This is a genomic window from Anatilimnocola floriformis (genome assembly GCF_024256385.1).
Classification (GTDB): domain Bacteria; phylum Planctomycetota; class Planctomycetia; order Pirellulales; family Pirellulaceae; genus Anatilimnocola; species Anatilimnocola floriformis.
The window spans coordinates 1,772,739-1,797,549 of record NZ_JAMLFW010000001.1; the positions used below are offsets into that span (position 1 = coordinate 1,772,739).

Genomic DNA, 24,811 nt, shown 5'->3' on the forward strand with positions numbered 1-24,811 from the left:
CCTCGCTAGTCTACAAACAGGAATTCGTTGCTCGCCAGCAGCACATGAGCATACTGTCGCCAGGCTTCGCTTTCACTCGCGCCGCCGCTGCGAAGTTGCCGCACAAACTGACTGCCGAGTTCCACTTCGCGAAGTGATGCCTCGCGCTGAAACAAGCGGCGATAAACCACTTGCAGCCGACCCGTTTCGCTTTGCGAGCCAGTGAGAACTTTCTCCACGAGCTGCCGCGACTGTATTTCGAAGAACGGGCTGTTGAGCACAAACAGCTGCTGCAGCGGCGTGATGGTTGGCTCGCGCTGCGCGCTCGATGCCACCGGATCGGGAAAGTCGAATAGCCGCAGCAGCTCGCTTAATTCGCGGCGTCGTACGAGGCCATAAACCGTGCGGCGATGATTCGTCGCCTGATCGAGTTCCAGCGGCGGGCCACCGACGTTTTCATTCAACTCGCCTGCGACGAGCAGCAGCGAATCCCGCCATGACTCCACATCGAGCCGCCGCGGCGTCATTCGCCACAGCCATTGATTGTCGGGATCGATTGCGAACTGCGCGGGATCACGACGACTCGACTGCTGGTAGGCAGCCGAGGTCATGATTTCGCGATGCAACCACTTCAGTGACCAGCCGTGAGCGACAAAGCGCGCGGCGAGATCGTCGAGCAATTCCGGATGCGACGGCGGCGAGCCTTGCAGGCCAAAGTTGCTCGGCGTCTCGACCAGGCCGCGGCCGAAATGATGCTTCCACACGCGATTGACCATCACGCGGGCCGCGAGACCGCCGCCTTCGTTGGTGATGGATTGCGCCAACTCGAGTCGACCACTGCCTTGGCGAAAGGGCTGCGAAGATTCATTCGAAAGAACCGTCAGAAACCGCCGCGGCACGACGGCAGCCGTGCGTGCGGGGTTGCCGCGGATGTGCAGCGCGACATCCTGCGCCACGCCTGGTTTGTAATCGAGTCGCGTGGCGTTCTGGCCATTGGGCAACACATGCAACGCCGCATCGACCACTCCGCAAGCAATGGCCAGATCGAAGTGCGGCGTTTGTTTTGCAGTCGCGAGTTCGGCTTGCAACTTCGCCAGTTCGGCCTGTTCTTCGTCGGTCGGTTTGGATTTTGCCGCGAGCGGCTTGATCTTCGCCTCAAGTGTCTTAGCTTGTGAGCGAGCAGCCAGCGCAGGAGCGGCCTGATCAGCAGCCAGCAACGGACGATCGGCTTCGCGGATGCTCGCGAGCACGCCAGCGAGTGCGTAGTAGTCGTTCGTCGTGATCGGGTCGAACTTGTGATCGTGGCAACGAGCGCAGGCGATGGTCAGCCCCAGAAACGTGCTGCCGATGGCATCGAGCTTTTCTTCCCATTCCTCGGCGACGACTTGCTTGATGACCTGATGATCGAGCTTCAGCTCTTTCCAATATGAGGGACTCAAACCCAAAAAGCCGAGCCCGGCAAAGTCGGCTGGCTGAGCATCGGGCAACAGATCGGCAGCCAATTGCTGCTGCACGAATCGATCGTAGGGCGTGTCGCGATTCAGCGAATGAACGACCCAGTCGCGATATCGCCACGGTTGACCTTCCCCCTCGCGCCACTGCTCCATGATGTCGGCATAACGCGTGAGGTCGAGCCAATAACGGCCCCAGCGTTCGCCGTAATGCGGCGAGGCCAGGAGTTGGTCGAGATACTCTGCGTACTGAACGTCGAAAGGCTTACCATCAGGGATTTGCTTGAGATCAGCTTCCGCAGACGGCAAGCCGAGTAAATCGAAGGAAGCGCGGCGGAACAGCGTGCGTGCGTCTGCAGCGGGCGAAGCCTTCAAGCCATGCTGCTCACGTTTAGCATTCAAGAACCAGTCGATTCGATTGCCGCCGGCGAGTTGCGTCTCATCCGGGATGGAGTGTTCGCGCAGCGGGTGAAAAGCCCAATGCTGCCGTCCCTTCGCGAGGTCGATTTCCTTCTTCGCCGTTTTCGTAGCAGCCGCCGTGGGATGCGGTAGGCCGAGCTTTACCCATTCGGCGAGCGTGGCGATTTCGCTTGCGGGCAGCTTGCCGGTCGGCGGCATTTGAAAGCCGGCAGGATCGTAGCGGACGGCTTCTATCAGCAGGCTTTTGTCTGGTTCGCCCGGTGTGGCTGCAGCGCCGCTGTCACCGCCAGTGAGGATCGCGGCTCGGTCATCGAGCAACAGGCCGCCTTGTTTTTTTGCCTTGGCTGTTGAATGGCATTCGTAACAACGGTTCGCCAAAATTGGCCTGACCCGTTTTTCGAAGAACTCGATCTGCTCCGGAGCGAATTCCGTTTCCGCGGCATCCACGCGCAACGACGTCAGCCAGGCCGTGACGAAGAACAGCAACAGGCGGATGGATATGGACATAGCAGTTACGCGCGGCGGGCGGGAAGGGGTAACTGGTTTATAGTCCGCTTGTCTCACACCAGCAAATCGTGAATGACTTCGCCATGAACATCGGTCAGGCGGAAATCGCGGCCCGCGTATCGGTAGGTCAGTTGTTCGTGATCGATTCCCAGCACGTGCAGCAGCGTTGCGTGGAGGTCGTGGATGGAGACGCGATTCTCAATCGCCCGAAAACCGAGTTCATCGGTCGCACCGTAACACAGACCGCCTTTGAAACCGCCACCGGCCATGAACATCGTGAAGCCGTAAGGATTGTGATCGCGGCCGTCGCTACTTTCGGAAACGGGAGTGCGGCCGAACTCGCCGCCCCAGACCACGGCAGTTTCTTCAAGCAGGCCGCGGCGTTTCAGGTCTCGAATCAACGCAGCCGACGCCTGATCCATGTCCGGACAGCGGCCTCGCAGATTTTTGTTGATGCGGCTGTGATCATCCCAAGGCTGACCGGGGCCGTAGTAAACATGCACCGAACGGACGCCCCGCTCGACCAATCGCCGAGCGAGTAAGCAGCCGTTGGCGAACGGTGTGTTGCCATACTCCTGGCGAATCGATTCGGGCTCTTTGCGAATGTCGAACGCGTCGGTCGCTTCCGACTGCATGCGATAAGCGGTCTCGAGCGCCTGAATGCGGCCTTCCAAAAACTCGTCGTGGCCGAATGAACTGAGATGCTCGCGGTTCAACTCTTGCACCAGATCGAGTTGCCGGCGTTGCTCAGGCGCGGCGAGTTGCTTGTTTTGTAAATAGCGGATCATCTTCTCCGGTTCGGTTTGCGAACAATCGAAGCCGATCCCCTGATGCTTGGCCGGCAGGAAGCCGCTGCGGGCATTCGCGCCGGCGCCACCGCCCGGACTGAGCACGACGAAGCCCGGAAGGTTTTGATTGTCCGAGCCGAGGCCGTAATCGAGCCACGAACCCAGCGTCGGCCGCGTGGCCGAGATGTTGCCCGAGTGCATCAGACTGCGAGCCGGATTGTGCGTGGGGTTAAAGGTGTACATCGAGCGGACGACGCAAATGTCGTCGATCACCTCGGCCAATTTCGGCAGCAACTCGCTGACCTCAATGCCCGACTCGCCATGCTTCTTAAATGCAAACGGCGACGGCAGCAGACCGCCGGTCGTGCGCTCAGTACGAAGGTTCGCTTCCGGAGGCCGCTGCCCGGCGTACTTTTCGAGCGCCGGTTTGGGATCGAACAGATCCATCTGCGAAGGGCCGCCTTGCATGAAGAGCACGATGTTGTGCTTGGCCTTCGCGCGCGGAGCTACGACCGCCGCGCCGGCGCTCGGCTGCGCCAACATGCTCGCCAGCGCGACCGATCCCAGGCCGGCCGACAGCGACTGCACAAACTCGCGGCGCGAAGTGTTGTAGAGCGACGATTGCGGAATCAGGGCCAAAAGATCACCTCGTTCGAAGCGATGAGGGCTTGGGCGTATTGCGTGAGTGTGGCTGATTTCAAAAATCTATCGGCCAATTGCTGTTCTTGCTCGGTAGGTTCACGCGAAAGCAATCGGCGATACAGGCCGTTGATTTTGGCACTGGTATCGGGCTCCTGCTCGACAAGCCGAGCCAGGGCTTCGGCGCGTTCTTGCACAAAGGCGCTGTTCATGACAAACAGCTGCTGCAGCGGCGATGTGGTGGCCTCGCGCTGCGGACTGTGCATGGTGGCCGCGGGGAAATCATAAAGTTGCAACATCGTGCTCAACCGGTCGCGACTGATCCGGCCGTAGACCGTGCGCCGCACGCCGCCTGGTTGATCGAGATCGAACGACGGCCCTGCCAGGCGTTCGTCGAGATTGCCGCTGGCCTGCAGCAAGCAATCGCGATAGGCCTCGATATCGAGCCGCCGCGGATTCATCCGCCACAACAATCGATTCGCTGGATCGATCTGAGCCGCGCTCTCGCGCGTTTGACTGGCCTGGCAATAAGTGGCCGACAACATGATTTCGCGATGCAACCATTTGAGCGAATAGCCGTTCTCGATAAAGCGGGCCGACAGATCATCGAGCAACTGCGGATGCGTCGGCTTATCGCCTTGAGCGCCGAAGTCGCTCGGCGTTGCCACCAACGGCTTGCCAAAGTGCCAGGCCCACACGCGGTTGACCATGACCCGCGCGGAGAGGGCGGCCGCATCACCGAAGATTCGCTCCGCAAGTTCACGCCGGCCTGATCCTTGGTGAAACTTCGGATCGCCCTTCGCGAGCACGCTTAAAAAACCGCGCGGCGCTACGGCGCCGGGCTTCGAAACATTGCCGCCGGGGAGCACGTGCAAATCGCGCGGCTCGCCGGGCCGAATCTCGAGCATCGTCAAATCAGGATCCGCGCCGTCGACAAAAAAGCCGGCGTCGTAAACCGCGTGAAAGAGCGGATCGGTGTTCGCATTGCGCCGCCCGCGGCCGCGATCTGCCTGCTGTGGCGTTTGATTCTTTGGTTCATCCGGATAAGGATTCGGCCGCTTCGCGAGTTGCGCCAGATGGGCATACATCTCGGGATGCTTGTCGCGCAAGCCCGCGTTATCGTCGCGCATCTGCTCCATTTCGGCGGTGTAGCGAACGACCTTCTTGCGGGCTTCGCCGACCTTGGAGCCAGGATCGTCACGCATCAGATTGGCGACATAACTGCGATAAAAAATACGCTGTGTGTCAACCATGAAGCGAGTTTCCGCGGCTGGGTCGATTTCGGCGAGCGGTCGGGGCGCTTGCACGGTCGACGCGAAGACACCAGCCAGGCTGTAGTAATCAGCCGTGGGAATCGGATCAAACTTGTGATCGTGGCAGCGAGCGCACGACACGGTCAGCCCCAGCAAGCCGCGCGTTACGGTATCGACGCGCTCGTCCCAGTCATCGGTGTAAAGCGTCTCGACCACATCTTTCGACAGCCGGCCGTCTTTGTGATAGCCGGGCGATGTTCCCAGAAAACCGAGCGCGACCAGATCCTGCCGCGAGGTTCCCGGCATCAAGTCAGCGGCGAGCTGCAGTTTGACGAAGCGATCGTAGGGAACATCGGCGTTGATGGCCGTGATTACCCAATCGCGATAACGCCAGGCAAAAGGATATGGCGGCGTGGTGGCTTCGCCGGTGAAGTTGGTCTCGCCGTAGCGAACGACGTCGAGCCAGTAACGGCCCCAGCGCTGACCATAGTGGGGCGAAGCGAGTAACTCTTCGATCACGCGGGCGTACGCACCGGGAGAGTCATCTTTGGCAAACGCTTCGACCTGATCAAACGTCGGCCGCAAACCGGTCAGATCCAAGTAAGCCCGCCGGATCAACGTGCGGCGATCTGCGATTGGCGACGGCTGCAGTTGATTCTCTTGCAACTTGGCGAGCACAAAGCGATCGATCTTTTTCTTGGTCCAGCCGGCTTCATCTTTCAACTCGATATCACTGGCCGTGACCGGCTGAAACGCCCACCAGCGACGGCCTTGTTCGAGATCGATCTTCTTCGCCGTCGTAGCCGCTTTGACATCACCGCTGCGTGGATCTGGCGCACCCATCTTCACCCACCGCTCGAGCGCGGCGATCTGCGCCGCCGTGAGCTTTTCCGTCGGCGGCATTTGAATGTCGGACTCGGTCCAGCGCACGGCTTGGATCAGACGACTTTGGTCAGGATCACGCCCCGAAATGACATCGCCACTCTCACCGCCGGCGGCAATTCCCGCGCGCGAATCAAGCAGCAGGTTTCCCTTCAGCTTCTTAGCCTCCGCCGAATGACAGCTGTAGCACTTATCGACCAGAATGGGCCGGATGCTCTTCTCGAAGAACTCAATCTCTTCAGCAGTGGGCTTGGTATCTGGTTTGGCGGTAGTTTGATTCGTGCTCTGCGCGCAGGCCTTTCCCATCGCGACGAAAAGCGCGCACAAGAAAACTCCGGCAACAAGAGATTGCTTCATCCACGCGATCATAATCGGTATTCTGGGCCCTTGTCTCGCTTTGCGACGACGCCAGGTGGCAAAATTCGAGACTTCGACCACCACCGCCCGATGTACGCCGCTATCCTAAGCAGCACGCATTGACTCTTGGGCAGAACTCTCCTTAGCGCAGGTATAACATGAGAATCCTTTCCTCTTCCTTTTGCAGTTTGCTGCTTTGCAGCCTCGTTTCGGCGCAAGTGATTGCGGCCGACGATTCTGCTGCCTACAAACCCATCGAGCCTAAGCCCTTGATTGCCGGGCATGTCGTGGTGCCGCTTTTTCCACCCGGTCATCCTGCGCTCAAGGCCGGGCCGGGCTCTGATCAAGAGGAGAAGTTCAACATCAACAACGGCAAGGTCGGCGCCGTTACGAATATCCATAATCCGTCGATCGAGGTGTATCTGGCCGATCCTGCGAAGGCGAATGGAACTTCGGTGGTCATTGCCGCTGGTGGTGGCAACAACACTTGCAATGTTGGTGGCGAAGGAACCGACATTGCCGCTTGGTTCAATTCCCTCGGCGTCTCGTGCTTCGTGCATCGGTATCGCTTGAAGCCGTATGTATCGGCCGTCGACGCTTTGCTCGATACTCAGCGGGCCATGCGTACTGTTCGGGCTCGCGCCGAGGAATGGAAGATCGATCCGAATAAGATCGGCCACATTGGGTTCTCGGCGGGTGGCGAGCAAACCGCTCGACTTGCACTCACGTTCGATGAAGGCAAATCCGACTCGGCCGATCCGGTTGAGCGGGTCAGTTCGCGCCCCGATTGGATCGTGCTCGTTTATCCCGGCTGGGTTCCCGGTTCATTGAGCCTGGAAAAGGTGCCGACCAACTTGCCGCCGACGTTTCTGGTGTGCCCTGGCACGGGCGACGTTTTTCACGCCCAACAAACCGTGGAGTTCTACAACGCCCTCTTCGAAACCGGTCGGACGATGAAACCCAAGCCGCTGAATATCGAAATGCATATTTACGGCGAAGGAAAGCACGGCGGCGCGATCTCGGCGCGACAGGGCATTCCGTACGGCAAATGGCAGCTTCGACTCGCCGAGTGGGCCACCGATTTGAAGTTGCTTCCGGAGGCGAAGTAGTTCCCTACCAAGCCACTGCTTTAAGCTTCGGCCGCAGAGCATCTTGCCTGCGGCCAAAATCAAGCGACGGTCGACTGCGACCCTTCTACCAGCGTTTTTTCGCTGATTCGCGACTATTTCGCCCTGCGCTCCGGGCGGCAGTAGCGCTTTTTTGAATATTCGCTGCGAAGTGCTTGACACTAGTTTGCGGCCTTTTATACTCGACCGTAACTGAGATCGACTCTCAATATCAACGGAAGCCAGCCCACCTTTCGGCTCGCCAGCTTCTCCGGCGCGGGATTCTCCTCCCCAGCATTACGTCGGCTTGATCTCAGCAGTTTTGACTCCTTGGTGGCCCATCAAGTGGGGCGGTTTCGGTTGGTGTTGGCGAGTTAGCGGGATGTACCTGCGCGCACAGCGACGACCAGCAGGGCAATCATCTTTTGCTGGCCGGGCCCATCCCGGGAAAGGTTTCTATGTTGAAGTCGTGGAATGTGCGACGTCGTCGCGAGTCTGGTTTTACGCTGCTCGAACTCATCATCGTCCTCGTGGTGCTCGTCGCCCTCGCGGCGCTCGTTGTGCCGCTGCTGGGCTGGGTCCGCAAGCAGGCCGAATACGCCACCGGCGCCGCCGGTGCTGCCGAAGCGATGAACAATCTGGAAATCTTCCGGTCATCGACCGGCCGGTATCCCGACCGCTTTGATTCGCTGGTGACGACCACCGGTACGCTGTACCTGACCACGTCGACCGGCGCGTCGGTTTGGCCGTCTTCGGAAATCCCGTTGAGCACGATTGCCAATGTCGCTACCGCCAGCGATATGACCATTCTCAACTACTACCTGACGAATGACGGGGCTTTGACCTCGTTCGTCAATCACAACCTGACCGCGAGCTCGACCTACAGCGGTCCGAATACCAGCACGGAAGGTAGCACGGTTTACACGGTTGGCGGCACGATCACTCCCGCTGTGACTGCGGTTGCCGCCAGCGATGGACCGGACGGTCTACCAGGTACTTCCGACGACGTTGCCGCAGTGACCGGCGTGCCCGCCGTGTTGCAAAACGTGGCGATCGTCAAGAACGTCACCACTACCTCGACGACTGGTACGTTGGCCCGACTCATTCGCGCCGCCTACCCCAACCAGGCAAATGCCACGATCCCCGTCATCCCGACTGGTCGTTATTTGGTCGCTGTAGGTATCGGTGGCCGCAATAGCGCCGTCGGCACCACGATGAGCAGCCCGCCCCAGTACAGCGGTGCTGCCGCTGGCAAATATGGTCGCTTCATTGCCTTCTTCGACGTTGGCCCGGGTGCCACTGGCCGTGGTCAAGTGCAGCTGAAGTGCGTCACCGACCCGACCTTCACCACCATTGCTCAGACCACCGACCGCTATAAGGGTTCGGGGCCGACCGAGTAGTACGAGCGGTCTGCAAAGTTCCGCCGGCAAAGCAAATGGATGGGCATTGTCTGAAAGTTCGCGGGCCATCAGCAGCAAGATGTGAATGCTGATGGCTTTTTTTTGCACTGCAATGGTTGACTGGGCGAACACCGCATGAAAACGCATCCCGCAAGCACGAGAAACGGTCTGACACTGCTCGAAATGATGGTGGTGCTGGTCATTTTGCTCGCTCTGAGCACGTTGATAATTCCTGTGATCAGTTGGATCGGCCAACGCTCGCAACTCGTGGCCACTCGCGAGACGTGCAATCGGCTCCGCGAGGTCCTGGTGAATCAATACATGCCCGACATGGGCGAGTTGCCCCGGCCGCGGGCTGCCCTGACGACCGGTATGTCGGCCACGCGGCAACGGGGGCCGCAGTTGGTTTATTTGTTCGTCAATCCCGATACGCACGAAGATGGCGATACGACCAACGACTTTCTCACGCCCACGAACATGCTGAGTGGGCGTCGCTGGCAGGGTCCGTATCCGCTCCACTCTGGTTCAGAGTATTTCGTCACCGATACCGATACCTCGCTGACAACGGGCACTAACTTTACGAATCGCTACGGCGTTGGTGACGCGACGACATGCATTGGTGATCCCACGATCATCGACGCCTGGGGCAACCCCATCGTCATTCAAGAGCCCGACTTTAACAGCAACAACATCACGGACGAAATCGATCGTCAGCACACGCGCTTGGTTTCGGCCGGCCGCAACGGCATTATCGACACGCCGCCCGATGTGTTGATGCCAACGGTGGCGCAGCGCGTGGACGACGTGGTGGTGTTTCTCTTTCGTCACGATGAATTCGGCGACGCTCATCTGAACATGCAGCCGTAGTTGCCAGATCTCCATTTCACGCTCTTTCGAGAATCAGGTTCACGCGACCACATGTGCATCGTGCCGCAACGCTCGAAACACTTCACCGGCTTGACGCTGTTTGAAATGGTCGTCGTTTTGACCATTTTGATGGCGCTGTCGGCGATTGTGGTTCCCGCGCTCTCGCGACGAATGGGTGACGCAAGGTTGACGGTTACGCAGCACAGCCTGCAATCGGTTCGCGATGCCGTCGCGAACGGTTATTACCAGGATCAATTCGAGCGTTTGCCGCTGACCCTGGATGCCAGCCGAGTGTTTCATCCGCAGTTGGTTTATTTGTTCGTGAATCCCAGTACCTACGGCTCGGTTGCCATTGGTGGCGGCTTGCCGACGCTTGGATTTGATCCGTTTACCAAGCGTGGTTGGAATGGCCCCTACCTGCAGGCCGGAGTGGGAACGCCGAAATATGCGGTTGATACGTCGCGCGGTTTCACGCGGTTGTACGGCGAAGATGGCGATGCCACGGCCGTCGATGGCTGGGGTCAGCCGATCGTGCTGCAGCAACCGATTTCGTTGACGGATGCGAGCTACTCGACTGATCTGCGAGTGACTCGCGTCGTCTCGGCAGGACCAAACGGCGTGCTCGAAACGCCGCCGGACGTGCTGTATCCCTCGGCAGCGCAAATTGGCGATGATGTCATTTTGCTGGTCGGAGCCAGCTTATGAATCAGCGCAATAACCTCGGCGCCATTCAGCGAGTCGGTCTGTCGCTGATGGAACTAGTTGTGGTGCTGGCGATCCTGGCTGCCATGGCGACGGCTGCCACGGTGGCCACTGACAAGTTTCTAGCGCAACGACGCTTCGAAAAAACACAAACCGGATTGGACGCCTTACGTCTGGCTGTGCTGGGCCGTCACGAAACCGCGACGGAGCAAGCACCGAGCGTCACCGAGGGCTTTGTGGCTGACCTGGGCCGCCTACCGATGGCCATCGGTGATGATCCTGCGTTGCAAGGCGCAGAACTCTGGTTGAATCCGAACAATTTGCAGGCTTACGGTCTGAAGCAGTCGACGCTTGATTCGGAAGTGTGGCTGGCCTGCGGTTGGCGAGGTCCTTATTTGCGGCAGCCGACCGGCGCGGTGCGCTACAACGATGGTTGGGGCCGTCCGTTTCGGATGCTTTCGCTCGATTCCGGTGGTGCCGTCGTTCCAGCCGCAGCGGGGCAGCCGATCACCGGTGTGGCCAGCTTCGGCGCCGACGGCACTTTGGGCGCTGCGCCCACGAACACTGCTGCCTGGAATCAGGATATGAGCGTGCTATTTCACGATCCCATGACTCCCGCCGCGCAGCATTCGAGCGTCAGCATTCAAGTCACCGTTTGGCAACGCGATGGCTACGGCGAATTGCAAGTTCCGGTCGATCCGACCAATGCCACGGCGGCCACTTCGGTAGAGGTGCGTCTCTTTGGCCCCGACGGCCTGGGTGGCCTGGGAGTGATGCAGCAGGTTCGCACTGGTCCTTTCACGACCGAACCGCCGCGCGTGGCATTCACGAATGTGCCGATCGGCCCCAAAGTGTTGCGGGCTTATTGGACAGAAACCGCGGGCCTGCGCAAGACGGTGCCGATGCCGATTGAATTGACCCGCACTGGCAAAACCGAATGGTCGCTGATCCTGCCTGCGACGATCAGTGTGCCGGCCACACCACCGAGCACACCTTAACTCTGCGGCGCGAACTCGCGTTGCAGGAAAGCTGATTTTTCATGTTTGGATCGAGCGAAAACCTGGTGATCGTAACTGGCTCGCACGTGGCAATCGCCACGACGCGGGGCAGAGCGGTTCGCTCGTTCGCGTCCCAACAGCGCGAACCGAATGCCGACGTCGTCATGGCGGTGGAAGCTGCGCTGTCGCTGGCTCCCTCGCGGTTGGGCAAGATTTGGCTGCTCGTGACCGATGTCTGGAGCCAGCCGATCACCATTGCCGCCGATGTGGCGCGGCGGATTCCGGCGGGCCGCCTGGCTCAGTTTGTGTGCTTTGAGGTAGAGCCGCTCTCGGGCATTGCGCCGCCGCAGGGTGCTGCCGGCGTGGTGTCGCTCCCCACCACGGGTCGCGATCCCTCGTTCTGGGTCACTGAAATCGATCGAACGCTGCTCGAGCAACTCTCGAGTCTGATCGAATCGCGCGGCGGCAAGCTCGCTGGCTTGCTGCATCCCGCTGGTGCTCCGCAGCCGATCCTGCAACCGACGCAGGGTCAGCGGCAATGGCAGCGCATCGAGCTGTGGCCCGACGCGGTCGTGTGCTTGGCCGGCACGATTGGTCGCGCCGCATCGCGGCGAGTATTTTCACTCAACGAGCTCGATTGGGAACGGGACGCTGGAACTTGGTTTGGCGTGCAATTGGCCGCGCACTCGCGCGGCGATGCCGCCTCAGAACCGTCACTAGAAGTTTTGACCGCGGGCTTCGGCCAACTGCCGACAATCGCCCAAGGACCACGCGCCACGGTCGTCTCGCTCGACGACGCAGCGCAACTGCAGGCTTGGGCGGGGGCGTGGGCAGGGCAACTGACCGTCAAAGATGTCGTCCCCATTGTCACGTTGCCCAAGCCGCCGATGTCGGCGCGCTCGAAAACCTTCGCCACCGCTGGGCTCGCCGCTGCCCTGCTGGCGATCTGTGTTTCACATTATCAATTTGCAAGCCAATCGAATCGCCAGACCGTCAGCAAAGCGCAAACCGAAACGGACCTCCTGACCGAGCGTCAAACTCGCATGCAAGAGACCGTGAAAGAGGTCAACGAATTGCGAGCGGACCAGGCGAAGTTGCAAGCGTCGCAGGCCAAGCTGGTCGAAGAGGTGGCGCTCTTCAAGGCAGCGACGGCTGATCAAAAGAAGCGGATTCCTGAGTTGCTGAAGACGCTGGCCGAGGCGTGTTCGGAACAAGTGCTCGTCCACAAGATTGAGTCGGATGGTCGAAACATTCGCGTTCGCGGGCGTTGTGTCGCCGGACAGCAAGCCGATCAATTGGCCGAAGCGATCGCCCGCAAATTCGCCCCCTACGGTTTGGCGGTATCTCTGCCCGACAAACAAGCGCTGAAAGCCCAATCGGACGGCGGTCCGCACGAATTCACATTTATCATTTCCGAAGCGCCCGCGAGAAATGCTCCCTAACCGCCTGTGGCGGACACTCGCGAGCAAGCTCGCGCGGAAAGGTTCCTCATGTCTGATCCAACTCGCAAAACCGGCTCCAGTGATTGGTCGCTAATTCTGCCCGGCCTCTTGGTGGGCGTGACCTATGGTGTTTGGGCGTTGATCTGGCCACCTTACCACGCGCAGCTGAAGGAAGCGCAAACCAAGCTGCAGGTGGCCCGCGCTGGCCAGGTGAGCGACGCATTGCTTGAGCAAAAGCAACAAGAGAAGCTACAATTGCAGAAGCAAATCGCCGACCTGCGCAAAGCAATCAACACCAGCCGCGAGAAGGCCGAGTTTTTGAGCGGCAAGGAGGAAAACCGCATCGGGAAGATCTCGCTCTTGCAAGATGTGCGCGACCGATTCGAGGAGCACGGCTTGGTAGTGACCGTCGACAAACCGCGTGAGAGCCAGCAGGTCGATTTGACCGAGACCTTTCGCCGGGCTCAGTCGAGATTTCTGACCACGATTGCCGAAACCGCCCGTGCCACCAAACCACCAGAGCCGGTAGTCATCAATCCGCAGATGTTTCCTGACGGCATTCCGCCGGAGTTGCGGGCCGGCGGAACGATTGCGGCTGCCCCTGTCGCGCCAGTCGTTGCTCCGCCTGTCGAGCTGCGTGAGCTTGAGGTGTGGGGCAGCTACAACGATATGCAAGCCGCCCTCGCCAAGATCTCGCAGGAGTGCGGCGAATCGATGATCGTCACGGTCAGTTTCGAACGGCATGTGACCGGCAAAGATAGGGTGCATCTGCAGTGGCAAGTGCTTTGCAACCTGCGCCCCGCCGTCGATGCCCCCGAAAAATTCGATCCCAACAATCTCGCCGCCAACGCACCTTAGTTATCCGGTTTTTTCAGTCGCATGCCACGTTTCGTTTTTGCAGCTCACGACCGCGGAGGACGCACCCAAACCGGCGTGCTCGAACTGCCGTCGTACGATGCTGCGGTCGATATGCTGCGGCAACGGCAATGGATTGTGCTCGACATGCAAATCGAGCAAGAGGCCACGGTGGGCGCCGGCTTTTCGTTGGAAAAAGTCTGGCAGTTGTTTCCCGTTCGCCTGGGCGACATCGAACTGAGTTTGCGGCAACTCGCGGTGATGCTGCGCAGCGGTCTCACCCTGCTCGAATCGCTTCGGCTGTTGACGGAGAACTCGAATCGCGCGTCGATGCGTCTCACCTGGACGAAAGTCGCCGATGAAATTCTGAACGGCGAGTCGCTCGGCAATGCCATGACGAAGCATGCCTGCTTTCCTGCCGCGGTGGTGCAACTGACGCGCGTGGGTGAGCAGACCGGCGAACTCGATGTCGTCTTGACCCGCTCGGCAGAATCGATCGAAGCGTGGCGGCGACTGCGTTCGCAGATTCTCACCGCGATGGCTTATCCGTTGCTGGTGTTCATCGCGGCTTGCGGCGTGTCGGCGTTCATGGTTTTCAACGTCATTCCCAAGTTGCAGACGTTTCTTACGTCGATGGGCAAGCAGTTGCCCGCGATCACGCAACTGCTCGTCGATATCACCACCTTTATCAACAATCACATCTGGTATGGCGTAGGCGGCGTGACGGTTTTAACCATCGTCACCGTTGCCGCACGGTTGTGGCCGACCAGTCGCGAGTTCACCGATCGAGTCCTCCTTTACGTGCCGGCGATTGGGCGAGTGTTTACCGTGGCGGGCACGGCGGCGCTGGCGCGGAACCTGGGAACACTGCTCCGCAGCGGTGTGACGGTGCTCGATTCCTTGCATTCGGTCGAGCAGTTGCTGGCCAATAAGCATCTGGCTCGCGTGATCAGTGAAGCACGCACCGAAGTGGTGCAAGGACGCACCCTCGCCGACGCTTTGCGCGGCCGCGGCGGCTTCACGCCCATGATTTGCAAGATGATCGCCATCGGCGAATCTTCAGGCCGCTTGGACGACGTGATGGATGAAGCGGCCCGCTATTACGAAGATGATCTGCGACGAGCGATCAGCACATTGGCAGCGCTCGTCGAACCGGCGATGTTGTTGATCGTCGGCGGTATCGTGGGATTTGTGTACATCGCGTTCTTCATGGCTATGTTTGCCGCGGCCCGCTAACCACTTCGCGCTTGGCTATTTTCGGATCGAGCGCGGGTTCTTCGCTTCGACCGGAATCGCCCCTTCAAACTCGTTCTCCTGGCCATGCGGACCACGATACCAGCCCTTGTAATCGCGGGCCGGTGGCGGCGGGAGCGGATAGATATAGTCCGGCTTCCAGCCGCGGAAATAATAGTTGCCGTAGTAACCGCGCGGATAATAGACCTTGTCCTGCATCTCGGCCGGGCCGGCGTACAGGCGAAAGAGCGCGTGGCGAGTTGCTCGATATAGTCCTACGCGCTGTTGGCCTTCAACCGGTTCTCCGCCCAGACCGTCGGCATATTCCACTGGCCCTGGCGATAAGATTGGCGCGGGACCGAGCGCTGGTTCAGGCGCGACAGGCCGAGGGAGCGGCGGAGCTGGCAGCAAGGGATCGGCTGGCGGCTCGGGCGGCACTTCGGCTTGGGCCGAGGCCGGCCGCAGCCCCGCATAATAGTCGAGTTGCTGAGCGACACACGTCGTCGCGAACAGGCCCGAGGCGGTCAAGACGCACGCAGCGAGAAACGAAAGGGGCAAGCGAGGCATGGGCAAAACTCCCTGTGGCAGTTGGCAACGAAATCGGGCTGCGAAACCTTAGAACTGCAAGGTGCGTAGCTCTTGCTCGCAGGATGCCATCCGCTCTTTGTTCTTGGCGTGTTCAAAGTACTTCGATTGATTCCAATAGGTCTGGGCCAGTGCTTCCACGTCTTGCTGAGCGCGGAAGTGTCCTTGGGCTCGTTCCAGCCAGTTCATGCCGTTCTTTTCATCGCCGAGCATCAGATAGGCGAGTCCCAAATCGGCTTCAGCAGCGGCCCGGTTGGGCCACTGCACTTCGGGTTGCGCGGTCAAGCCGCGGCGCAGGAGTGACAGGCCTTGCTGGGTCATGCCTTCGTGCAATTTAAGCGAACCGAGCTCGGCGGCCGCAGCGAGCGAGACCGGCGAGTTGTCCTTGGCCCCGGCGAGTTGAATCAGCAGCGCTGTCGAAGTCGAGGTTTGACCGAGCGCGGTCAAAGCCTTGGCCTGCGTGAGGCGAGTCCAACCGGTGGCGGCTTCGACCGTGCCGAGCGCTTCGGCTCGCTTGAGCAGCAGCAGACCTTGCTGCGCTTCATGACGATTCAACCGCCATGTACCCAGGCATGCCGCGATGATGGCCGGCACCGACGGCTTGTCGCTGCCATCGAGCTGCGCCTGCACGATGTTCATCGCCGGTTGCAGATCGAGCGGCACACTCGGCCCGCGATACAACTGCGTGAAATTCTGCAGCACTTGCGGCGGAAAATCGACGCCCACTGGCTGCAGATACACGGCGCGATCCCAGAGCGTGGGATCGATCAGCGGTTTGGGAAGCGTCAGCAGATTGCTGATGAGCGTCGTGGCGGCAGTCCAGGTTTGCACGGCTCCGCTATTGTCGCCCGACCGGCGCTGAGCTTCGCTGAGGAGCAACATGACATGCGCCGACTGATGCGGTGCGGAGTCGCGAGCTTGCGCGGCCGCTTGTTGAAAGGCGGCGGCAGCTCCGGCGGGTTGATCGGCCAGCATGCAACTTACACCAGCGAGTTGATAGGCTTCGATCATCAAATGGACCTGCCCGAGCGGCTGCGTGGCTCGCACCAGGTCGATCTGCATTGCTTCGGCAAATTGACCGTTACGCAGGCATAGCATCACCCGCATCCGTGTTTCGCGATAGTTTTTCAAAGCATCGGGCCGAGCAGCCAGCGTTTGCATGCAGACTTGCCAGCTGTACGCCGAATTCGTCGCCGAGCAGCATTCGTCATACGCCTGTGCGAGCGAGCCTTGGCTCTTCAGATCGGCCGATTCCGCTGCGGCATCGCGCAGCGCATCGAGAGCCAGGTCTGGATGCCGCTGCACGTACAACCGTGCGGCACCGAAGCGGTTTTCCTTGATGAGTGCTTGGAAGCGATCGACGAATTGCCGCTTGGCGGCGATATCTTGCTCGGGCTGACCGAGCGCGAGCGCGGGGCCATCGACGAGCACCTTTGTCGCCGTCGGCAGCGGCTTTTCGACCACGTGCGGTTTCTTCAGCGGATCGGACGTGGTCTTTTGTGGGAAGTAATGCGAGCAACCGGCGTGCAATGCGATTGCCGGGACGAGCAGGGCTAGGAAGTGAATCGTGCGCATCCGTGCGCTCCTTGAATTCGACTTTGATCGCGAGGGGGGATTAACAACGAGTGATTAGTAGTTCTTGGGTTCCACATTGTGAAACCGGAAAATCGTCTGCAGCGGATTCGTCGGCGGGTTCGGCCGTACCGCTTCATGCGGTGCGAACGATCCCAGTGTGCCGACCGCGTCGGGAGCGTTGGGATTGATGCTGAGTAAATCGACCAGGTGATGGCTGACCGCAGCGGTCTCCGACGGCGTGTTGAAGACGTAAGGGCGAATCATCACGACGAGTTCGGTCTTGCTGCGGCGAGTGTCTTGATTTCGAAAGAAGAAACCGATCACCGGCAACTTGCCGGCAATTGGAACTTCGTCACGCTGATCGCTCACGTGTTCTTCGATCAAGCCGCCGAGGGCAACCGTCAAACCGTCCTTGGCGACGACCGTGCCGCTCACGGTTCGAGCTGCAACGGTGTCGATCGTCTGCGGCACGAAGCCCGTGTTGGTCGGAACGAGCACCGTCGAGCCATTCGAGACAATATTCGATTGCTCCTGCAGGATCCGCAGCGTGACGGTTCGGTCGGCATTGATATTTGGTGTTACCAGCAGCGTTGTTCCAACGGGACGAAATTCGATGGCCGTGGTGCCCGCACCCAGGGCAGCACCACCGATGCCGTTGTTGATCGCCTGCGGTCCCGAGAAGCTGCGATTGAGCGGCACTTCCCGACCGACAAACAGGCGGCTGACTTCGTTATTGGCTGTCAGCAAGAGAGGTGTAGCCAATTCGGTTACACGGTTCTTGGTTTCCAGCAACTGCATGCGATAGCGGAAATTGTCGCTGACCACCTGAAACAGCATGTTGCCCGGAGTGACCGGCAGGCGTTGAAAATCGGGAGCCGGAAAACCTGCTGCGGTTGACGCAGGGTCATTGGTCAAAGGGCTAGGACTTCCGGGGCCGGGCGGCAGAATATCGCCCGTGGTGAATTGGCCGGTGGCCGCAGCGCCGCCGAATTGGTAATCGAACACTGAGTTGAAGCCGTCGCTGAGATCGAGCGACATAATCTTCACTTCCAGCAACACGAGCGGCGTGGGCACGTCGAGTCGTTGAACCAGATCGGCGATTTGATTCATCGTTTCTTCGTCGCTCGTCCGCACAATGATCTGGTTTTGCCGGCGAATCACGGTGATGAAGATCGACGCTCGTTGCTGCCGCATCAATTCGTTCACTACCGACTGATCGCGCTGATTATTGGATGAGCTGACGAGGGCCTGGATCTGATCGGGCGTCAAACGGCTGAGATCGACGCGATCTTCCGGCCGCGAAGAAGCGGCATCTTGGGTGGCGATATTGCGACCGGCTTGGGCATTTTGCAGCAGGTCGGTACGCGTCTGGCCAGCAAAACCGCCGCCGAAGTTGCCTCCAGCGCCGCCAGAACCACCGATACCGCCTCCTCCTCCAAAGCCACCACCACCGCCGCCACCAAAACCACCACCTCCTCCTCCAAAGCCACCCCCACCAAAACCACCGCCGCCACCACTGGTATTGCCGCCACCAAACAGGCCGATGCCCATGGCGCGCCGGTCGACCAGATCGAAGCGGTTAAATCGCTGCGATAGTTCTTGAAATTCCTGCTGTTGATTCGAACCAGTGCTGAGAACTACCTGGCTGCCGTAGATGTCGCTAATTGCTTGCGCGGCATCGTAAGCATTGGGATACAGCAGCGTGAAAACCTTGGTCTTCTCTTCGCGGAAGTTGCGCAGGTTGAACTCGAACTCTTCCGTGGTGAAGATCGAGATGATTCCCGACGCAACATCCTCGCGAAAGAACAAGCCGTGCGTCTTGGTCATCGCCTCGAGGGCTTGCCGCGGCGTGACGTTACGTACGTAGATGGAAATGGGAATTTCCGCTGCGGCCGAAGACGCCACCACATTGATGCCGGTTTGCTCCGAGAAGAGCAGCAGCGCGTCGCGCAGCGGCAGCTGCCGGAGTTCCATGATCGCGAGGCGTTCCTCCGGCACTCGGGCTCCCGGGCCAATTGGCTCTTGCGAGCGGCTCACGTTCCCAAGTGCGAGGGCCAGCGTGCACACCAAGCAGCGCACTATCTTGGCTGTTGTTCGATCGTCCATGATCTTATTTCCCACGGGCATCCTGCCCGAATTGTCTGTGGCGTTGCGATTGTCGTCAGGCTCAGGGTTGTTGAACGCAGAGGCGATTACCGCAGGTGGTACTCGTGTCCTGTTTCATCAACGACCACGACGACCTCATCCGCATTGAATGCTTTGACGATGATGGTGGTCCCGTTGTGACGGATCTTCTTTCCCTCTTTCACGAGCGTCTGCATGTCATTGATCCGCAACACGCCGTAAGCCCTTCCGCTGGCAGTGACGATGCGGCCGCGCACTTCGAGCAACAGCTCTTCGTTGTTGGCCCCTTCAACGCGCGTAGGTGGATCGAGCAGCGGCTGCAGTTCGGGATTGACGCGAGTGGGATCCCGACCGGGCCCCGATGGAGCCGGCAATTGCCGTTGCGGCGGGCCCTCGGGTGAAGGCGGGCCAGGTTGCATGGCCACGGTCCGAGTGAGCGGACGACTAGGCGTCGTCGGCTGCATTGCGATCGGCCGCATTGGAGCTGGGGCCGGCAAGTTTGCCGGCTCTTGCTTTTGCGCGCTGGGATCCGACCGCGGCGGCACGGGAATCAAGCCATCTTGCGCGCGTACGGTCCACACCGCCACAACGGCCATGCCGAATAGAACCAATCCAGTCAGCTGGTATTTCATTTTCATCACCGGGGGAAGTGACTTGCTTACGTAATTGTTTTTGGTGACTCACCACGAGGCTACGGAGGCGAGCACCTCGGCTGCGGATGTCAGTCCGCTTTGCATTTTCATCAAACCATCGTCCACGAGTTGTGGTTGTTGCTGCAGTCGCAATTGAGCGATGAGGGCAGTCTCTTCGGCGCCGCTCGAAATCATCCCGGCGATGCGTTCATCCACGGGAAGCATTTCAAACACACCCAGCCGGCCGACATAACCGCGATTTGCGCAGTACATGCAGCCGACAGGATCGAACACCGCTGTGCCCGCCGCTGGACGTGACAATGTTTCTGCCTCGGCGTGCGTGAGCGGTCGTGAACGATGACAGTGTTGGCAAAGTCGGCGGACGAGACGCTGAGCCACTGCCAAACGCAACGTGGCAGCAATCAGGAAGCGATCGATTTCCATATCCACCAGACGGGTCACTGCGCTCACCGCCGAGTTGGTGTGCAAGGTGCTCATTACCAAGTGGCCCGTGAGGGACGACTTGATCGCAATGTCGGCCGTTTCGTGATCTCGAATTTCGCCGATCATCACCACGTCGGGATCGTGTCGCAACACGCTGCGCAGAGCCTTCGCGAAGCTCACCTTATCGGCCGAGTCCACTTCGACTTGCTGCACGTCGGAGATTTCGTATTCGATGGGATCTTCGATGGTGATCACGTTGTAAGTCGCGCCCGCGATCAGCTTGCGAATCGCCGCGTACAGCGAAGTCGTCTTGCCGCTGCCGGTTGGCCCGGTGATCAAGATCAAGCCGTGCGGCCGATCAATGGCGTGCGAAAAATTCTTCAGGTCGGCATCGCTCATGCCGAGTTTTTCGAGCGTCAGAGATTCGGTTTGCACCGCTAGTAGCCGCAGCGTCATCCGTTCGCCGTGCCGCGTCGGCAAGGTTGCGACGCGAACGTCCACTTTTTGATTTTGACCGCCGAACGTGTGTGTAAAGCGACCGTCTTGCGGCGAGCGACGTTCGGAAATATCCATTCCCGAGAGAACCTTGAAACGGCTGACCATGCTGGCGTGCAAGGCGATGGGCAGCGGGCGATAGTCCTCGAGCACGCCGTCGACGCGAAAGCGAACTTGCAGCTTGTCGGCTTTGGGATTGAGATGCACATCGCTCGCCTGGCGAACCAGCGCGGCGCTGAGCAATTCATCGCAGAGCGAGACCGCGTCTTCCGATTCGACGTCTCCCGTACGCGGTTTGCCGGCAGCGGCGGCGCCCATACGTGCCGCTGCTTCCGCGTTACCATAAATGCGATCGAGGGCCCGCTTGAGCGATGCCGGCTCGGCGTTGTAGAGCTTCAGTGGTTGCTGCAGTTGCCGCTGCAAGGCTTGAATGGCCGAGGCATCGCGCTGATTGGAACAAGCAACGCAAACCTGTCCTTGCACGAGTGCAAATGGCAGCAGTTGCCGCCGCACCGCCAGCGAGGCAGGCACGCGCAGGGCCCAGGCTGGGTCGACTTTGACCTGATCCATGTCCAGCAATGGTTCGACTGGTTCTGTACTCATCGGTTGGCTCCCGTCGAGGGCCGACCGCCCGCCGGTGACGGCGAGCCATCGGTCGCTTGAAAGCCCCGCTGCCGATAGAGCAAAGCTCGTTCTCGCAGCACATTCGAATTGCGGGCCAAGGTTTGGGCGGTCGTCTCGCTGATGAAGCCCTGCATCCACAAACGGGCCAGATCGTGTTCGATGGTTTGCATGCCGACCGAGGTGCCGGCTTCGATGGCCGAAATGATTTGACTGCTCTTGCCGTTGGCAATCAGGTTGGCAACCGCGCTGGTGTTCTTCATCACTTCACTGGCGACCACGCGGCGGCGGGAAAGAATGCCAGTCACTTCGGCATCCTTCAAAACCCGCGCTCCATCGGCGACCAGCAACTGCTGGGCGATGATCCATCGCAGCACCAGCGCCAACTGCTTGCGAACGCCGGTTTGCTCGTCGGCAGGAAAGACCGAGACCAGACGCTCGACCGCGCCGATGCAATCGCCGGCGTGAACGGTGGTCAGCACCAAGTGGCCCGTTTCCGAAGCCGTGATCGCCGTGCGAATCGTGTTGAGTTCGCGAATTTCGCCGACGAGGATCACATCGGGATCTTGTCGCAGGGCGGCTACCAGAGCATCGTTGAAACTGCTCGCATCGATTCCCACTTGCCGCTGGTCGACTAGGCTCTTGGCGGGCGGATGAAGGTATTCGATCGGGTCTTCGATCGTGATGATGTGGCAAGGCCGTGTGCGATTCACGCGGTCGACCAGCGTCGCCAGCGTGGTGCTCTTACCGCTGCCCGTTGGTCCCGCGACGACCACCAGACCGTGGCTTTGATCGCAAACCTCGTACAACAAATCCGACAGACCGAGTTCGGCGAGCGTGTGCAGCCGGTCTTCGAGTCGCCGCAGTGCGATGCTCAGTTCGCCTTCGCGGCGGTAAACGTTAAAGCGAAAACGGGTCGAATCGGTGAATGTAAAAGCACCATCGGCCGAACCGGTCGCTGTTAGCGCTTGTTCAAAATGCGGGCCGATCAAACGGATCGACAGCAACTTCAGGGCGTCAAGCGAAAGAGGAGTGGAACCTGGAATCGGCGCGAGTTGGCCGTGCAAGCGCACGTAAGGAGGTCGGCCCGAAGAGAGATGCAAATCCGACGCGCCCGATTGCACGCACATTGCCAGCATGCCATCGAGCGCTTGCGTGATCGCAGCGACAGATTGCTGTGTAGCGATGTTCGATGTGGGGTCGATTGCAGAATTCATTGCCAGTCCAGCCAAGTTCGTAACTTCCACCTGAAGCGGCGGTAGCGAAACGAAACCAAGTATTTCGCTGCCGCGCTCAAGGAGCGCTAGCTAGCTGGCTGGCGGCAGCTTCACTCCTGAAGAGCAGGAGCGAAGCGCAAGACTGACTTGCTGGGCTAGTAATTCTATTTTCGGCAGACTTTGACGATTACATAAATTGTAACGACAAACTTTCGTCGCTAGCAACCGTCAGCACGCTTTTTTAGCTGTATTGCTGGCATTTTCCGGCTTGCACCTTGTCCTCAGCCCACCTGGCAAACCTGCGGTTTTACCACTCTGCCGCTGACCTCCGCTGCTTGACTCCCCTCTGCTAGCAGCCCTACAACCACGATTGTTGGCAGAACCGATTACTCCAGGAGAATGCATCATGAGCAAGCGAATTCTGAGTGCAGGGTTGGTTGTCTTGGCCGCGATGGCAAGCGTGGCGCTGGGCCAGACACCGGAACTGATTCTGACGACCGACAGCGCCCTGCTGTCGACCGTTACGAACAATGAAGCCGCGGTGGATAGTCAGTTGGCCGCGCGGGCGATCGAGATTCGCGGTATCGCGAAGAAGATCGTACGCACGGAGAGTGGTTACGTATTGCAATTCGCGCCCGACAGCATGACCGACAATTTTGTTCGGCTGCAAATCGATTGCGAGTTTCCAGCCGATCAGCGCGATGCGTTGGGCAACATCAGTTTGCCCGCGGCGGTCACCATTCGTGGCGCCGTCAAAGCCAGCCTGTGGACACCGCGGTACGACAACCACAAGTACTACAAGGTGGTGATTCGCGACAGCCAACTGACAGCGTCGGCGCCGCTGCTGCGCTAAATGCAGCGCTTCGCCGATTGTGGAAATGCGTCGAGTGCAAACTGGCACTCGACGGAAATCAATTGCCCGGCAAACGGACCACGCCGGTGCAAACGGCTTCGACCGACGTCAGGTCATGGGTGACCAGAATCGTCGGGACCGGATATTTCTTCAGGGTTTGAGCCAGGTAGCTGATCACGCTCTTCTTCAACTCGGGATCGAGCGCGCTAATTGGTTCATCGAGCAGCAGAATCGACGGATTGCTGGCGATCGCTCGGCCTAGCGCGACTCGCTGCCGCTGGCCGCCACTGAGTGACGCGGGAAAACGCTGCAGCAAATCGCCCAGTTCGAGTGCATCAATGAGCGGGCTCAGGCTGGCTGTCGCAGCCGTTCCGCGCGACGCGCCGTAACGCAGATTCTTATCCACCGTCATGTGTGGAAACAGCAAGTAATCCTGAAAAACCATTCCGATGCTGCGCCGATACGGCGGCACGTTCACGCCGCGGGCCGAATCAAAAAGCGTCTTGTCAGCGAGCACAATCTGCCCCGCTTGCGGCCGAAGGAGTCCCGCGATCAGGTGCAGGATGGTTGTCTTGCCCGCGCCTGACGGCCCGACGAGCGCTGTGATGCCTCGCTCGACGGCGAACGACTGATCCAGCTTGAAACCGGTTGGATACCTGAAGCGGCAGTTGAATTGCAAGACGCTCATCGGTTTAGTCCGCGGCTCCTTGCAGTCGCCGCCGACCTAATCGTTCGAGTAGTTCTCCCGAGAGTAACGCCAGCGCCGAGATCCCGATCGAGACCACGATCAAGCGATACACATTGGCAAACCCGTCGGGTGCATCGAGCTGGGTGTAAACAAACAGCGGAATCGTCCGCGTCTCGCCGGGAATGTTGCCGGCGATCATGATCGTCGCGCCGAACTCACCCATGCTGCGGGCAAAGGCCAGCACGCTGCCGCTTAAGATTCCCGGAATCGCCAGGGGAAGCGCGATCGTGAAAAAACTATCGGCGGGCTTTGCGCCGAGGGTTTGCGCTGCGAGGAGCAAACGGTTGTCGAGAGCTTCAAAGGCTTGGCGGATGGGCCGGACCAGAAGCGGAAAACCGACGATAGCCGAAGCCAGCGCGGCCCCTTTCCAGTCGAAGATCAGGCGCAGCCCGAGCGTATCCTCCAGCAGACGCCCCAGGTAGCCGCGGCGGCCAAAGAGAATCAAGAGCAGATAGCCGGTGATCACCGGAGGCATGACCAACGGCAGGTTGATCACCGTTTCGAGGATGAATTTGCCCGGGACACGCACCTTCGCAAGGAGCCAGGCAACGGCGATGGCGAGTGGCAGGCTGATCGTGACCGCGGTGAACGCCACGAGCAGCGTCAGCCGTGTCGCTTGCCATTCTTCAGCACTCATC

At 59.7% G+C, this 24,811-nt stretch carries 20 protein-coding genes; 9 read left to right on the forward strand and 11 right to left on the reverse strand.

The window, feature by feature from the left end; all coding sequences use genetic code 11:
- Window positions 1-5: 5 nt before the first annotated feature.
- Genes M9Q49_RS07165 through M9Q49_RS07175 form a run of 3 tightly spaced genes read right to left on the reverse strand, consistent with a single transcriptional unit; the run spans window position 6 to window position 6,276 of the window.
- Entirely contained in the window at window positions 6-2,357 is a 2,352-nt protein-coding gene (locus tag M9Q49_RS07165) for a PSD1 and planctomycete cytochrome C domain-containing protein (RefSeq protein ID WP_254508030.1), read from the reverse strand.
- A gap of 53 nt (window positions 2,358-2,410) precedes the next feature.
- Window positions 2,411-3,784, reverse strand: coding sequence for a DUF1501 domain-containing protein (locus M9Q49_RS07170; RefSeq protein ID WP_254508031.1), 1,374 nt, complete (start codon window positions 3,782-3,784; stop codon window positions 2,411-2,413).
- Window positions 3,775-6,276, reverse strand: coding sequence for a PSD1 and planctomycete cytochrome C domain-containing protein (locus M9Q49_RS07175; RefSeq protein ID WP_254508032.1), 2,502 nt, complete (start codon window positions 6,274-6,276; stop codon window positions 3,775-3,777). The genes M9Q49_RS07170 and M9Q49_RS07175 overlap by 10 nt, the downstream gene beginning before the upstream one ends.
- Window positions 6,277-6,434: 158 nt before the next feature.
- On the opposite strand from M9Q49_RS07175, the gene M9Q49_RS07180 reads away from it, so the two are divergent.
- From M9Q49_RS07180 to M9Q49_RS07215, 8 genes are all read left to right on the forward strand, one after another.
- Complete coding sequence (locus M9Q49_RS07180) at window positions 6,435-7,385, forward strand: alpha/beta hydrolase (protein WP_254508033.1); 951 nt, start codon at window positions 6,435-6,437, stop codon at window positions 7,383-7,385.
- A gap of 455 nt (window positions 7,386-7,840) precedes the next feature.
- Window positions 7,841-8,782, forward strand: a complete 942-nt coding sequence (locus M9Q49_RS07185) for a prepilin-type N-terminal cleavage/methylation domain-containing protein (RefSeq protein WP_254508034.1) — start codon at window positions 7,841-7,843, stop codon at window positions 8,780-8,782.
- Window positions 8,783-8,917: 135 nt separating this feature from the next.
- Entirely contained in the window at window positions 8,918-9,649 is a 732-nt protein-coding gene (locus M9Q49_RS07190) for a type II secretion system protein (RefSeq protein WP_254508035.1), read from the forward strand.
- The gene (locus tag M9Q49_RS07195) at window positions 9,650-10,354 is read left to right on the forward strand and encodes a type II secretion system protein (protein ID WP_254508036.1); all 705 of its coding nucleotides are present in this window, start codon (window positions 9,650-9,652) and stop codon (window positions 10,352-10,354) included.
- Window positions 10,351-11,349, forward strand: a complete 999-nt coding sequence (locus tag M9Q49_RS07200) for a type II secretion system protein GspG (RefSeq protein WP_254508037.1) — start codon at window positions 10,351-10,353, stop codon at window positions 11,347-11,349. The genes M9Q49_RS07195 and M9Q49_RS07200 overlap by 4 nt, the downstream gene beginning before the upstream one ends.
- A gap of 41 nt (window positions 11,350-11,390) precedes the next feature.
- Entirely contained in the window at window positions 11,391-12,791 is a 1,401-nt protein-coding gene (locus tag M9Q49_RS07205) for a hypothetical protein (protein WP_254508038.1), read from the forward strand.
- Window positions 12,792-12,839: 48 nt separating this feature from the next.
- Window positions 12,840-13,649 carry a hypothetical protein gene (locus M9Q49_RS07210; RefSeq protein WP_254508039.1) on the forward strand — a complete coding sequence of 270 codons (810 nt, stop codon included), beginning with the start codon at window positions 12,840-12,842 and terminating at the stop codon, window positions 13,647-13,649.
- Window positions 13,650-13,670: 21 nt separating this feature from the next.
- Window positions 13,671-14,882, forward strand: a complete 1,212-nt coding sequence (locus M9Q49_RS07215) for a type II secretion system F family protein (protein ID WP_254508040.1) — start codon at window positions 13,671-13,673, stop codon at window positions 14,880-14,882.
- 15 nt (window positions 14,883-14,897) lie between these two features.
- On the opposite strand, the gene M9Q49_RS07220 is transcribed toward M9Q49_RS07215, so the two are convergent.
- From M9Q49_RS07220 to M9Q49_RS07245, 6 genes are all read right to left on the reverse strand, one after another.
- Complete coding sequence (locus M9Q49_RS07220) at window positions 14,898-15,446, reverse strand: hypothetical protein (protein ID WP_254508041.1); 549 nt, start codon at window positions 15,444-15,446, stop codon at window positions 14,898-14,900.
- Between the two features lie 48 nt (window positions 15,447-15,494).
- On the reverse strand, window positions 15,495-17,039 hold the full coding sequence (locus M9Q49_RS07225; RefSeq protein WP_254508042.1) for a tetratricopeptide repeat protein: 1,545 nt from the start codon (window positions 17,037-17,039) through the stop codon (window positions 15,495-15,497).
- 54 nt (window positions 17,040-17,093) lie between these two features.
- Window positions 17,094-19,145: a type II secretion system protein GspD gene (locus M9Q49_RS07230; protein ID WP_254508043.1), complete on the reverse strand. Its 2,052-nt coding sequence runs from the start codon at window positions 19,143-19,145 to the stop codon at window positions 17,094-17,096.
- 86 nt (window positions 19,146-19,231) lie between these two features.
- A complete protein-coding gene (locus tag M9Q49_RS07235; protein ID WP_254508044.1) occupies window positions 19,232-19,795 on the reverse strand; it encodes a hypothetical protein in 564 nt (187 codons plus the stop codon).
- Window positions 19,796-19,843: 48 nt separating this feature from the next.
- Window positions 19,844-21,337, reverse strand: coding sequence for a GspE/PulE family protein (locus M9Q49_RS07240; protein WP_254508045.1), 1,494 nt, complete (start codon window positions 21,335-21,337; stop codon window positions 19,844-19,846).
- Window positions 21,334-22,572: a type IV pilus twitching motility protein PilT gene (locus tag M9Q49_RS07245; RefSeq protein ID WP_254508046.1), complete on the reverse strand. Its 1,239-nt coding sequence runs from the start codon at window positions 22,570-22,572 to the stop codon at window positions 21,334-21,336. Before M9Q49_RS07245 ends, M9Q49_RS07240 begins: the two co-directional genes overlap by 4 nt.
- 406 nt (window positions 22,573-22,978) lie before the next feature.
- Here M9Q49_RS07245 and M9Q49_RS07250 point away from each other — a divergent pair, with 406 nt between their 5' ends.
- Window positions 22,979-23,425 (forward strand): hypothetical protein, encoded by a 447-nt coding sequence (locus M9Q49_RS07250; protein WP_254508047.1) that lies wholly within the window; start codon window positions 22,979-22,981, stop codon window positions 23,423-23,425.
- 58 nt (window positions 23,426-23,483) lie between these two features.
- Here M9Q49_RS07250 and M9Q49_RS07255 read toward each other — a convergent pair whose 3' ends face one another.
- Both M9Q49_RS07255 and modB read right to left on the reverse strand, forming a co-directional pair.
- A complete protein-coding gene (locus tag M9Q49_RS07255) occupies window positions 23,484-24,113 on the reverse strand; it encodes an ATP-binding cassette domain-containing protein (RefSeq protein ID WP_254508048.1) in 630 nt (209 codons plus the stop codon).
- 4 nt (window positions 24,114-24,117) lie between these two features.
- Window positions 24,118-24,810 carry a molybdate ABC transporter permease subunit gene (modB, locus tag M9Q49_RS07260; RefSeq protein ID WP_254508049.1) on the reverse strand — a complete coding sequence of 231 codons (693 nt, stop codon included), beginning with the start codon at window positions 24,808-24,810 and terminating at the stop codon, window positions 24,118-24,120.
- Between the last annotated feature and the right edge of the window lies 1 nt (window position 24,811).

Bases quoted from the DNA above. Each gene is read 5' to 3' on its own strand.
- M9Q49_RS07165 (WP_254508030.1), bottom strand. From the start codon at position 2,357: ATGTCCATATCCATCCGCCTGTTGCTGTTCTTCGTCACGGCCTGGCTG.
- M9Q49_RS07175 (WP_254508032.1), bottom strand. From the start codon at position 6,276: ATGAAGCAATCTCTTGTTGCCGGAGTTTTCTTGTGCGCGCTTTTCGTC.
- M9Q49_RS07180 (WP_254508033.1), top strand. From the start codon at position 6,435: ATGAGAATCCTTTCCTCTTCCTTTTGCAGTTTGCTGCTTTGCAGCCTC.
- M9Q49_RS07185 (WP_254508034.1), top strand. From the start codon at position 7,841: ATGTTGAAGTCGTGGAATGTGCGACGTCGTCGCGAGTCTGGTTTTACG.
- M9Q49_RS07190 (WP_254508035.1), top strand. From the start codon at position 8,918: ATGAAAACGCATCCCGCAAGCACGAGAAACGGTCTGACACTGCTCGAA.
- M9Q49_RS07200 (WP_254508037.1), top strand. From the start codon at position 10,351: ATGAATCAGCGCAATAACCTCGGCGCCATTCAGCGAGTCGGTCTGTCG.
- M9Q49_RS07205 (WP_254508038.1), top strand. From the start codon at position 11,391: ATGTTTGGATCGAGCGAAAACCTGGTGATCGTAACTGGCTCGCACGTG.
- M9Q49_RS07210 (WP_254508039.1), top strand. From the start codon at position 12,840: ATGTCTGATCCAACTCGCAAAACCGGCTCCAGTGATTGGTCGCTAATT.
- M9Q49_RS07215 (WP_254508040.1), top strand. From the start codon at position 13,671: ATGCCACGTTTCGTTTTTGCAGCTCACGACCGCGGAGGACGCACCCAA.
- M9Q49_RS07220 (WP_254508041.1), bottom strand. From the start codon at position 15,446: ATGCCTCGCTTGCCCCTTTCGTTTCTCGCTGCGTGCGTCTTGACCGCC.
- M9Q49_RS07225 (WP_254508042.1), bottom strand. From the start codon at position 17,039: ATGCGCACGATTCACTTCCTAGCCCTGCTCGTCCCGGCAATCGCATTG.
- M9Q49_RS07230 (WP_254508043.1), bottom strand. From the start codon at position 19,145: ATGGACGATCGAACAACAGCCAAGATAGTGCGCTGCTTGGTGTGCACG.
- M9Q49_RS07235 (WP_254508044.1), bottom strand. From the start codon at position 19,795: ATGAAATACCAGCTGACTGGATTGGTTCTATTCGGCATGGCCGTTGTG.
- M9Q49_RS07240 (WP_254508045.1), bottom strand. From the start codon at position 21,337: ATGAGTACAGAACCAGTCGAACCATTGCTGGACATGGATCAGGTCAAA.
- M9Q49_RS07245 (WP_254508046.1), bottom strand. From the start codon at position 22,572: ATGAATTCTGCAATCGACCCCACATCGAACATCGCTACACAGCAATCT.
- M9Q49_RS07250 (WP_254508047.1), top strand. From the start codon at position 22,979: ATGAGCAAGCGAATTCTGAGTGCAGGGTTGGTTGTCTTGGCCGCGATG.
- M9Q49_RS07255 (WP_254508048.1), bottom strand. From the start codon at position 24,113: ATGAGCGTCTTGCAATTCAACTGCCGCTTCAGGTATCCAACCGGTTTC.
- modB (WP_254508049.1), bottom strand. From the start codon at position 24,810: ATGAGTGCTGAAGAATGGCAAGCGACACGGCTGACGCTGCTCGTGGCG.